9 protein-coding genes, 1 tRNA gene and 1 pseudogene are annotated in these 9,969 nt (G+C 62.4%); 6 read left to right on the top strand and 5 right to left on the bottom strand.

Annotated elements, in window-relative coordinates; genetic code table 11:
* Positions 1-172: 172 nt before the first annotated feature.
* Both AC1DYC_RS19930 and AC1DYC_RS19925 read right to left on the bottom strand, forming a co-directional pair.
* Positions 173-313, bottom strand: coding sequence for a hypothetical protein (locus AC1DYC_RS19930; RefSeq protein WP_477409234.1), 141 nt, complete (start codon positions 311-313; stop codon positions 173-175).
* Between the two features lie 240 nt (positions 314-553).
* A pseudogene (locus AC1DYC_RS19925) lies at positions 554-691 on the bottom strand (acetoacetate decarboxylase); the annotation flags it as partial.
* A 220-nt stretch (positions 692-911) separates the two neighbouring features.
* On the opposite strand from AC1DYC_RS19925, the gene AC1DYC_RS19920 reads away from it, so the two are divergent.
* The 5 genes from AC1DYC_RS19920 (at position 912) to AC1DYC_RS19900 (ending at position 6,361) form a co-directional block, all read left to right on the top strand.
* A complete protein-coding gene (locus AC1DYC_RS19920) occupies positions 912-1,700 on the top strand; it encodes a 3-hydroxybutyrate dehydrogenase (RefSeq protein WP_352585324.1) in 789 nt (262 codons plus the stop codon).
* A gap of 142 nt (positions 1,701-1,842) precedes the next feature.
* Positions 1,843-2,661 (top strand): chromate resistance protein ChrB domain-containing protein, encoded by an 819-nt coding sequence (locus tag AC1DYC_RS19915; RefSeq protein ID WP_477409232.1) that lies wholly within the window; start codon positions 1,843-1,845, stop codon positions 2,659-2,661.
* Positions 2,658-4,049: a chromate efflux transporter gene (gene chrA / locus AC1DYC_RS19910; protein ID WP_477409230.1), complete on the top strand. Its 1,392-nt coding sequence runs from the start codon at positions 2,658-2,660 to the stop codon at positions 4,047-4,049. Before AC1DYC_RS19915 ends, chrA begins: the two co-directional genes overlap by 4 nt.
* A 274-nt stretch (positions 4,050-4,323) precedes the next feature.
* Positions 4,324-5,250: a hypothetical protein gene (locus tag AC1DYC_RS19905; RefSeq protein ID WP_477409228.1), complete on the top strand. Its 927-nt coding sequence runs from the start codon at positions 4,324-4,326 to the stop codon at positions 5,248-5,250.
* A gap of 124 nt (positions 5,251-5,374) precedes the next feature.
* Entirely contained in the window at positions 5,375-6,361 is a 987-nt protein-coding gene (locus AC1DYC_RS19900; RefSeq protein ID WP_477409227.1) for a methyltransferase, read from the top strand.
* A gap of 45 nt (positions 6,362-6,406) precedes the next feature.
* Here AC1DYC_RS19900 and AC1DYC_RS19895 read toward each other — a convergent pair whose 3' ends face one another.
* The 3 genes from AC1DYC_RS19895 to AC1DYC_RS19885 form a co-directional block, all read right to left on the bottom strand.
* On the bottom strand, positions 6,407-7,054 hold the full coding sequence (locus AC1DYC_RS19895) for a class I SAM-dependent methyltransferase (RefSeq protein WP_477409225.1): 648 nt from the start codon (positions 7,052-7,054) through the stop codon (positions 6,407-6,409).
* A gap of 170 nt (positions 7,055-7,224) precedes the next feature.
* Positions 7,225-7,301, bottom strand: a tRNA-Arg gene (locus tag AC1DYC_RS19890).
* 106 nt (positions 7,302-7,407) lie between these two features.
* Entirely contained in the window at positions 7,408-8,571 is a 1,164-nt protein-coding gene (locus tag AC1DYC_RS19885; RefSeq protein WP_454573183.1) for a M20 aminoacylase family protein, read from the bottom strand.
* A gap of 218 nt (positions 8,572-8,789) precedes the next feature.
* On the opposite strand from AC1DYC_RS19885, the gene AC1DYC_RS19880 reads away from it, so the two are divergent.
* Positions 8,790-9,968, top strand: a complete 1,179-nt coding sequence (locus AC1DYC_RS19880) for a D-alanyl-D-alanine carboxypeptidase family protein (protein WP_477400686.1) — start codon at positions 8,790-8,792, stop codon at positions 9,966-9,968.
* Position 9,969: the final 1 nt, after the last annotated feature.

Raw genomic sequence — 9,969 nt, 5'->3', positions numbered from 1 at the left:
ATCCGCAATCCGGTTCATCCGCCTCTCGGCCGATGATCCGGATTGACGATCTTTCGCTCACCCGGCTCTAGAGCGTTTCACCGTTTCACTGAAACGGCGAACCGCTCTATCTCTTTTTGTTTTTTCGCACTTCCCAAGGGAAAGCGCTTCGCGCTTTTCCCGGGAAAACCGCTCACACTTTTCCTGGATTGCTTTTGCGCCGGCAAAGAAACGTGATCCGCATCGCGCGCCGGAACAAGGGCTGCAGCGCCCCTTGCCCGATCAAAAAGACCATAGCCGTCACACCAGCTTCATCGACCAGCCATAGCGTCATTCCGAGTACTTTGCTGCAGTGCAAAACGGAGTGGGACGATGGTGGACGTTGTTTCTAGCGAAGCGGGGATTCCGAGACCGGACCATCCGCTCAATCAATCGGGCGGCGCGAAGTGATTCCTGCCGGCCTTCGGCGTGCTGGTGCTCGTCGGTGTCATTTATGTCGGCTACGCGCTCAGCCAGGATCTGGCGGCGGCCAAGACCGTGCGGTGGATCCTGCTTGGCATTGCTGATTGCGCTGGGCCTCAAGCGCCTCGCGCGTCGTGCGGTAGGTGATGATGACGTATTCGCGGTCGAAGAAGCGATACGGGCCGGGCGGGAAGGACGGGTTGGTCAGCGGCATCGCATAGGCGCGCTTCACGACATCGGCGATTTCCAAATTGCTCACCCATCGGTTCAGGAATGATCTTGCGGACGTGCAGGACGATTATGTTGCACGGCAGCATGACAGTGCCATGTCGTGTCACTTCGATGCCAGCGCAAGGCGCGCGTGGAGGATCACAACATTGTAATCGCAATGACATATGGTCCTGCCATTGTTATGTTGCGGTGCACAAACCATCTGCGTCAAAGCTGCTCCCACCAGTCGCGAGATCTCCATGGGTTCCCTGTCTTCGAAGAATGCGCTCGTCACCGGCTCGACCAGCGGCATCGGCCTGGCCATTGCCCGCGCCTTTGCCGCCGAAGGCGCCAACGTCACCATCAACGGCCTCGGCGATGCCGCCGCGATCGAACAGGAGCGCGCCGGCATCGAGAAGGATTTCGGCGTCAAGTGTCGCTACTCCGGCGCAAACATGATGGACGGCGCGGCCGTGACCGCCATGGTGCACGAGGCTGAAGCTGCCTTCGGCAGCCTCGACATTCTCGTCAACAACGCCGGGATACAGCATGTCGCGCCGATCGAAGAATTCCCTGACGACAAATGGGAAGCCATCATCCGTATCAATCTGCTGGCTGCCTTTTATGCCATCAAGGCTGTGGTGCCGGGCATGAAGGCGCGCAAATGGGGCCGCATCATCAACACCGCGTCGGCGCATGCGCTGGTCGCCTCGCCGTTCAAGTCGGCCTATGTCTCGGCCAAGCACGGCATAGCCGGCCTGACCAAGACGGTGGCGCTCGAAGTCGCGCAGGACGGCATCACCGTCAATGCGATCGCGCCTGGCTATGTCTGGACGCCGCTGGTCGAAAAGCAGATCCCCGACACCATGAAGGCGCGCGGCATGACCGAAGAGCAGGTCAAGCACGACGTGCTGTTGGCAGCGCAGCCGACCAAGGAATTCGTCACCGTCGAGGAGCTTGCCGCGCTGACGCTGTTCCTGTGCTCGGATTCGGCCAGGCAGATCACCGGCACGACCTTGCCGATGGATGGCGGCTGGACGGCGCAGTAGGCGTCCGAGGGCCGAGCGCTGCTCTGTCCTTGACAATCAGCGTCGATCGATCCAGCATCAAGGCAAGGGGTTCCTTCGCGACGACCCCGTGAGGCGTCAGCCCAATGATCGCGTCCAAACTCTCACTCTGGAGGTGGACGCCATGCCGTCAACAACCGCAATCACCGCAGCGCAGCTTTCCCGTCTCATCGGCCTGCCGGAAGCACCTGTTCTTGTCGATGTCCGCATCGACGAGGACTATGACGCCGATCCACGCCTGCTGCCGGCCTCATCCCGGCGCGACTTCAAGTCTGTTTCGACCTGGGCGGCCGAGTTCGCCGGACGCCACGTCGTCGTCATCTGTCAAAAGGGCCAAAAACTCTCGCAAGGCGTCGCTGCCTGGCTGCGCCATGAGGGCATCGCCGCTGAATCGCTGGAAGGCGGTTTCGAGGCCTGGCTGGCGGCCAAGGGGGTTCTGGTCACGGCCGAGAAGATGCCGCGCCGCGACGACAAGGGCCGCACCGTGTGGGTGACGCGCGCGCGCCCCAAGGTCGACCGCATCGCTTGCCCGTGGCTGATCCGCCGCTTCATCGATCCTTCGGCGGTGTTCCTGTTCGTCGAACCGGCCGAAGTGCTGGCTGCCGCCGACCGGTTCGCGGCGATCCCCTTCGACATCGACGATGTATTCTGGAGCCATCGCGGCGAGCGCTGCACCTTCGACACCATGATCGAGGAATTCGGGCTGCGCTCCGAGGCGCTCGACCGGCTTGCCTTGATCGTGCGTGCGGCCGACACGGCGCGCCTCGATCTCATACCGCAGGCGGCAGGGTTCCTCGCCGCATCGCTCGGACTGTCGCGCATGTTCCGCGACGATCTCGAACAGCTCGAGGCCGGCATGCTGCTCTATGACGCGTTTTTCAGGTGGTGCCGCGACGCCACCGACGAAACGCATAATTGGCCAAGCGGGGGCAAAACGCCATGAGCGCCCTTGCAGCGGACGACAAGGCGCGTCCTGTCGATGCACCTGCCGCCCCGACCTTCAGGCAAGCCACAAAACTGTGGGCGAAGATCGGCCTGCTCTCCTTCGGCGGGCCGGCCGGGCAGATTGCGCTGATGCACAAGGAACTGGTCGAGGAACGGCGCTGGATCGGCGAGCAGCGTTTTCTGCATGCGCTCAATTATTGCATGCTGTTGCCCGGACCCGAGGCGCAGCAGCTGGCGATCTATATCGGCTGGCTGCTGCATCGGACCGCAGGCGGCCTCGTTGCCGGCATACTGTTCGTGCTGCCCGGCGCCCTGGTCATGCTGGGCCTCAGCACCTTCTATGTGCTCTATAATGATGCGCCTGTCATCGAGGCGCTGTTCTTCGGCATCAAGGCGGCGGTGCTGGCCGTCGTCGTCGAGGCGGTCATCCGCATCGGCAAACGGGCGCTCAAGAACCGGGTGATGGTGGCGATCGCGGTGGCCGCCTTTCTGGCCATCTATGTCGTCAGGCTGCCGTTTCCGCTGATCATCCTGGCTGCGGGGCTGACCGGCTGGGTAGGCAACCGCCTGGCGCCGGCGCGGTTTTCCGGAGCCGCACATGGCAAGGGCAATTTGCCTGACATCAGAGGCGCGGTCGATCTGATGTTCGAGCGCGGCGAACTTGCCCATACCAGGCCGACGAAATGGCACGCGCCGCGCACCATCGTGATCTGGCTGCCGATCTGGCTCGGGGCGGTTTTGCTGATTTGGGCGCTGACCGGCCCAGCCAGCGTGTGGACACAGCTTGGCGGCTTCTTCAGCCTGATGGCGGTGGTCACATTCGGCGGTGCCTATGCCGCACTCTCCTACGTCGCACAGGCGGCCGTGACGTCATTCGGTTGGCTCGCCCCCGGGGAAATGGTCGACGGCCTTGGCCTTGCCGAGACGACGCCAGGCCCGCTGATCCTCGTGCTGCAGTTCGTCGGCTTCGTCGCCGCCTACCGGCACGCCGGCACCATAAGCCCAGTCGTCGCCGGATCGCTTGGCGCATTGCTGACGCTCTGGGTGACGTTCGTGCCCTGCTTCTTCTGGATTTTTCTCGGCGCGCCCTACATCGAGGCGCTGCGCGGCAACAAGGCGCTGTCGGCGACCCTGACCGCGATCACGGCGGCTGTCGTCGGCGTGGTGATGAACCTTGCTCTGTGGTTTGCGCTGCACGTCGTTTTCGGCGCGGTGCACCGTGTCGGCCTCGGGGTGGAGGTGCCGGTGCTGTCGTCGCTGGACTGGCGCGCCGCACTGCTGGCGGCAGCCGCGATGGTCGCCATGCTGAAACTGAAGATCGGCATGCTGCCGACATTAGCCGGCTCGGCACTGGCCGGACTGGCGCTGCTGGCCTTGCCTGCGTAGGCGAGCCGGCGGTCGCGGTGTTTCGCGAACGGATCAGCGCGCGTCCGGGGGAAACGCTTTAGGTCGAGCCCGATACCGCCAAGCTGAACCTGTTCGACGCCGAGAGCGGGCGGGCGCTGGAAAGGTGATTGGCGCTGTCGGCGGATCGGCAACGGCAAAGCACGGTCGGCCATCGAATACTCGCGCATGACGTACTGCCCTGAAAGGGGCACCAGTTGTTCGGTAAATTGATTGTCGTCTAATATCGCCGCGATGGGGACGCGGGAGAGCGCCTTTGACGACGGTGGTGTTGGTCGTACCGGACGAGAATCCGAAGACGAAGCAGGATTTTCATCGCATCGCAGAGGCAATCAGGTCGGAGGGAATTTCTGCCCGTCTTGTCCGTCACAAACGATCGGAGCAGATTGCGCTTTTGCCCCTTTGGCTTTCTCAATCCATGTCCATCGCCATGGTTCGGCGGACCGACCGCAAGTTGCTCCCAGGCAAGTTCTTTTCAGGTGTGAAAGGCAGCAAGATAGACGAGTACAGGACGCTTTCCGCTGCCGGTGTATCGGTGCCACGGTGGGAAGAGCTGCGCCCGGATACCAAACTCGACCCGGCCGAATGGGGGCCTTACGTCGTCGAAAAGCCGTCTGTCGGACGGGCCGGCGCCAATGTCAGGATCAGGAAGATCGGAAGGGTGAAGTTTGCTGACCGCGCTTCATACCCGCCGGACCATCTCGGCCGGCGCGGACCGATGATTGTTCAGAAATTCGTCTACACGGGCGAATGGCCAGTCAGCTATCGTGTGATCACCGTCTTCGGCGAAGTCGTCCTTTGCATCCGGCAAACCACGCGGCGCGGTGAACCGCTGAAGGCGAGATGGGATTTCGGCAAGGGCGGCGGCACGGCCATAGTCTCCAACACCCGAAGTATGGAAGTTGTGTTGGACGCCAATCCGGAGATGATGGAAACTGCCAGGTCAGCCCACCGTTCCGCTTTTCCGGATGTTCCGCTGCTGACCTTCGACATGGCCAGGGACATCGAGACCGGTGAGGTTGGCATATTCGAATGTCATCCGTACTTTCCCTATTGGCCGTTCTCAAGCGCAATCCAGGCCTCGATCCAGAAGGCGAACGGGATCAACTACGAGAATCAGTTCGACATCATGGCAACCATGGGCCGGGCTATCGCCAAGAAGGCGGTTGAAACGTTTCCGTGACGGGACAGGAGTTTTCGGCATCGACGGCGCGCATCGACTGGCAAAAGCTTGCGGTTGGTGCCGGTTCGGTCGAATCCGATCCGCCGGGTTGCTTTCGGCTCCGGATCGAGGAAAGGGATGTGACATGGTGGATTTTGAGCGGATCGACAAGCTGATCGCAGGGGTGCCTCCTGCCCTCGCGCTTCGCGCCGGGCTGGACCTTGGCATCTTCACCCAGCTCGGCGGCAGTGCAATGACCGCCGGCAGCCTCGGGGTCGCGCTCAAAGTCGAGCCCGATCGTCTGTCGCGGCTCCTCTATGCGCTCGCCAGCGTCGGTCTCCTCGACGTCGAGGATGGTCAATTTCGCAACGGCGCCGAAGCGGCGGAGTTCCTCGACGCGTCCAAGCCGACTTATCGCGGCGGCGATCACGCGCTGCTGCGCGAGCTCTGGGGAGCCGACCTTTTGACCGCAGACTCGCTGCGGCAGAACCGGCCGGCTGCGCTGCACGACTTTGCCGAGGCAGGGCCTGAGTCCGCGGCGGCCTTCAGCCGCATGCTCGCCCCCGGCGGAGTGATTTTCGGCCGACATCTGGCCCGCGCGTTGGACCTCTCGACGATCGGTTCGGTGATCGACATCGGCGGCGGCGCCGGGACGATTCTCGTCGGACTTCGCGAGCGCTGGCCGCATATTGCGTCGACGCTGATGGAACTGCCGACGGTCGCAGCGGTCGCGCCAGCCATCCTGGCGGAATACGGCGCCAGCGACGTGGTTGTCGAAGAAGGCGACATCACGGTCGCGCCATCGGTCGGCCAGCACGATCTGGCGATCCTGAAAGCCGTCGTCCAGGTGCTGCCGCCGGACCAGGCGCGCAGTTCGATCCTGAACGCGGCACGTTGCCTGACACAAGGAGGCGAGATCGCAATTGCCGGGTGGGGTGTCGTCGATGACGACCGTCTCGGCCCGCCTGACGGTGTCTTTCTCAATCTCACCTTCCTGAACCTCTATCGCGCAGGCGAATCCTACACTGAAGGTCAGTATCGCGCGTGGATGACCGAGGCTGGATTCCGGGACATTTCCAGGTCGCGCCTGGCGGACGGCACCACGTTGTTTCGTGGGCGCCTCACGGGCTGATAGGTTTCGGAGCAAGGCTGCCCGACGCACCCGTCGCCGTGGCTCTCAGAGCCAGCCCTGAATGGATTGCACAAAGGTCCTGAGACGGCGTGAGCCGATTTTTCCCCTTACCGGGCAGCGCGGGGTATCGGCAGTCTTCTTCACGATGAGCTGTTTGGTGCGCGAGATCTCTTGAAACTCTTGCGCGTAGGCGACCAGGAAGCCATCGACGGCGGACGTGGGACGCTCCCAATTTGCCTTGTTGTCCTTGTAGTCGGTGTAGTCGTCCCAAATGAGCATGCCGCCGTGCTTGAGCATCCCCCATGCCAGGACACTATCCATCATGACGCTTTCGCGCTCATGACAACCATCGATATAAACAAGGTCAAATTCCGCTCCTGCCTGGCGCAGCCTGATCAGCGCAGGCAGGGAGAAATCGCGAATCTTCGTCACCCGATCGGCGTAGCGCTTCAAATTCCTGTCGAACCTTTTCTCCCGTTTGTGGAATGGATCGACGCAGGTGATGACGGCCTTAGGCAAGTAGCTGGCAAAGAAAAGGGCGGAGCGGCCCTCCATGGAACCAATTTCCAGAACTGAAAGCGGCGTATCCCGCAGCGGTTCAAGAATGGGCATCCATATCGAGAGCTTGTTCGTCACATAGTCGCGCTCGGCAAACGACCCTGAAGCGTTGATGCTCTGCCAATCAAAATCCATTCCGATCAGACGCCCCTTCAGTGTAGTCGTGATTGCCGTTCCGGCATCGCTATCATCTCGGATAGTGGCGATTTGCAAGTTCCGAAAGAGGCCGATCAGGTGCCATGAGACGCTCTCGGCCGGTCGGCGATCAGGTGGCCTGAGCTTCGCGGATGCGATCTACCTGTTATTGGTGATCCCGACAGGAATCGAACCTGTGACCTACAGATTAGGAATCTGCCGCTCTATCCTACTGAGCTACGGGACCACGCGGCCCGACACATAGCCGCTTCGGATCGTTTCGCCAAGAGGCTCGCCGAAGGCAATCAAGAGGCCGGCCGAAGGCAATTCGGCCGGCCTCTAGGCGGCATAGGTCAGGCAGCGAGCGCCGTTTCGGCCAGTTTCACCCAGTAGCTCATGCCGTGCGGGATGACTTCGTCGTTGAAGTCATAGGCCGGGTGATGGAGGCCGGCGGTCTCGCCATTGCCGATGAAGATGAAGGCGCCGGGCCGGGCTTCCAGCATGTAGGAGAAATCCTCGCCTCCCATCACCGGCTGGATGGCACGGTGAACCTGGGTGTCACCGGCGACACTCGCCGCGACATCGCTGGCAAAGACGGTTTCTTCCGGATTGTTGAAAGTGACGGGGTAATTGGCGTCATAATCGACAGTGATCGTCGCGCCGAAGGCGGTGGCAATGCCGTCGCAAATGGCGCGGATGCGCTCTTCCGACTTCTTGGCGATCTCCTTCTTCAGCGTGCGCACCGTGCCGGCGATCTCGGCGGTCTCTGGAATGACGTTGTAGGCGTCGCCGGCGTGGAATTTGGTCACCGACACCACCACGGCCTCGACCGGGTCGGTGCTGCGCGAGGCAACCGTCTGCAAGGCGCCGACCAGCTGGCTGGCGATGACGATCGGGTCGATCGTGCCGTGCGGCATAGCCGCATGGCCGCCGCGTCCCTTGACGGTGATGGTGAATTCGGCCGTTGCCGCCATGATCGGGCCCGGCCGGATGGCGAACTGGCCGACCGGCAGGCCCGGCATGTTGTGCATGCCGAACACCCTGGAAATGTCGAAACGCTCCATCATGCCGTCCTTGACCATCTCGTTGCCGCCGCCGCCGCCTTCTTCCGCCGGCTGGAAGATGACCGCCACCGAGCCGGCGAAATTGCGCGTTTCTGTCAGATATTTGGCGGCGCCCAGCAGCATTGCGGTGTGGCCGTCATGGCCGCAAGCGTGCATTTTGCCGGGAACGGTCGAGGCGTAGGGCTTGCCGGTGATCTCGTTGATCGGCAGCGCGTCCATGTCGGCCCGCAAGCCTATGGTCGCGCCTTCGCCCTTGCGGCCATGGATGATGCCGACGACGCCGGTCTTGCCGAGGCCCGTCACCACGTCATCGCAGCCGAATTCCTTCAGCTTCTCGGTGACGAAGGCGGCGGTCTTGAAGACATCGAAGTTCAGTTCTGGCGTCTGGTGCAGATGGCGTCGCCAGCCGGCAACTTCATCCTGCATCTCGGCGGCGCGGTTGAGAATCGGCATTATGGTTCCATCTCGCTGTTGGAGCAGACGGTGTTGGCCCGCTGCTTTGCAATTGTGATTGCCAGGCACTTTGCCATCTTGGCGTCACATAGGGTAAATAGCACCGCAAACAATGTGATCCGGAAATTGAGGGCCGGATCTCATCATGCTGGCCATCGCGTAACGAAATCTTACGGAGCCAGGGGCGACTACGGCAAGAGGTGATTTCGGATTCCATGATGCGGCACAGCCATATCCTCAAATTACTGCTAACGGGAACCCTGGCGCTGCCGATGCTGGCCGGGCCGGCTCTGGCCAATCCGATTGTCCTGTTCGACCTGAACAGCGGCAAGGTCCTGCAGCATCAGGACGCCTTCAGCCGCTGGTATCCGGCTTCGCTGAGCAAGCTGATGACCGCCTATGTCACCTTCCGGGCGATTGCCGCCGGCGAGGTCCAGCTCGACTCGCCGATCAAGGTGACCAAGCATTCGGCCGGCGAGCCGCCCAGCAAGATGGGCTTCAAGCCGGGCTCGGTGATGCGGCTCGACAATGCGCTGAAGATGATGCTGGTCAGATCGGCCAACGACATCGCCATGGCCATCGGCGAGAATATCGGCGGCTCGCAGGCAGGCTTCGCCATCCGCATGAACGCCGAAGCCGCGCGGCTCGGCATGACCGGGACGCATTTCGTCAACCCGAACGGGCTGTTTTCGCCGGAGCAGTATACGACGGCGCGTGACCTTGCCTTGCTGGTGATGGCGATCCGCAAGGAATTCCCGCAATACGCGCCGTGGTTCTCGATCGAAGGCCTTGCCGTCGGCAAGAAGGCGATCCCCAACTACAATCTTCTGATCGGCCGCTATCCCGGCGCCGACGGCATGAAAACCGGGTTCGTCTGTCCATCGGGCTTCAACATGATCGGCTCGGCAACGCGCAATGGTCGCACGCTGGTCGCTGTCGTGCTTGGCGAAAAATCGGCGGTCAGCCGCGCCGAGACCGCGGCAAGGCTGCTCGACCAGGGCTTTGCCACGCCCGATCCGAACGCGATCACGGTCGCGGCCATGCCAACCTATGGCGATGCCGTGTCGACCAACGACATGCATGACGAGATCTGCAAGAAGAAGGCGCCCGAAGAGCAGTCCGAGGCGGCACCGCCGGTCGCCGCGAAGGGCGCCGATGTGCCGAAATCGCCCTATCAGGAAAAGCTGGACCACGTGCCGACGCTGGTCGCCGTCGGTCTTGGCGGCGCCACCGGGCCAGCGCCAAAGGCGATGCTCGACCAGGGCGGCCAGGAATTCGCCGATGTGCCGCTGCCGAGCTGGCGGCCCGACATCCCGGCGCCAAAGGGTTCGGAACCGGTCGTGGTGGGTTCGGCAACCCCGGTGCAGGGCGACCAGTCGGTCAAGGCCGCGAACTAGG

The sequence above is a fragment of the Mesorhizobium sp. P2_E7 genome, from assembly GCF_056403855.1.
The sequence above is the reverse complement of the archived record's forward strand: the minus strand, read 5'-3'. Positions and strand labels throughout refer to the sequence as shown.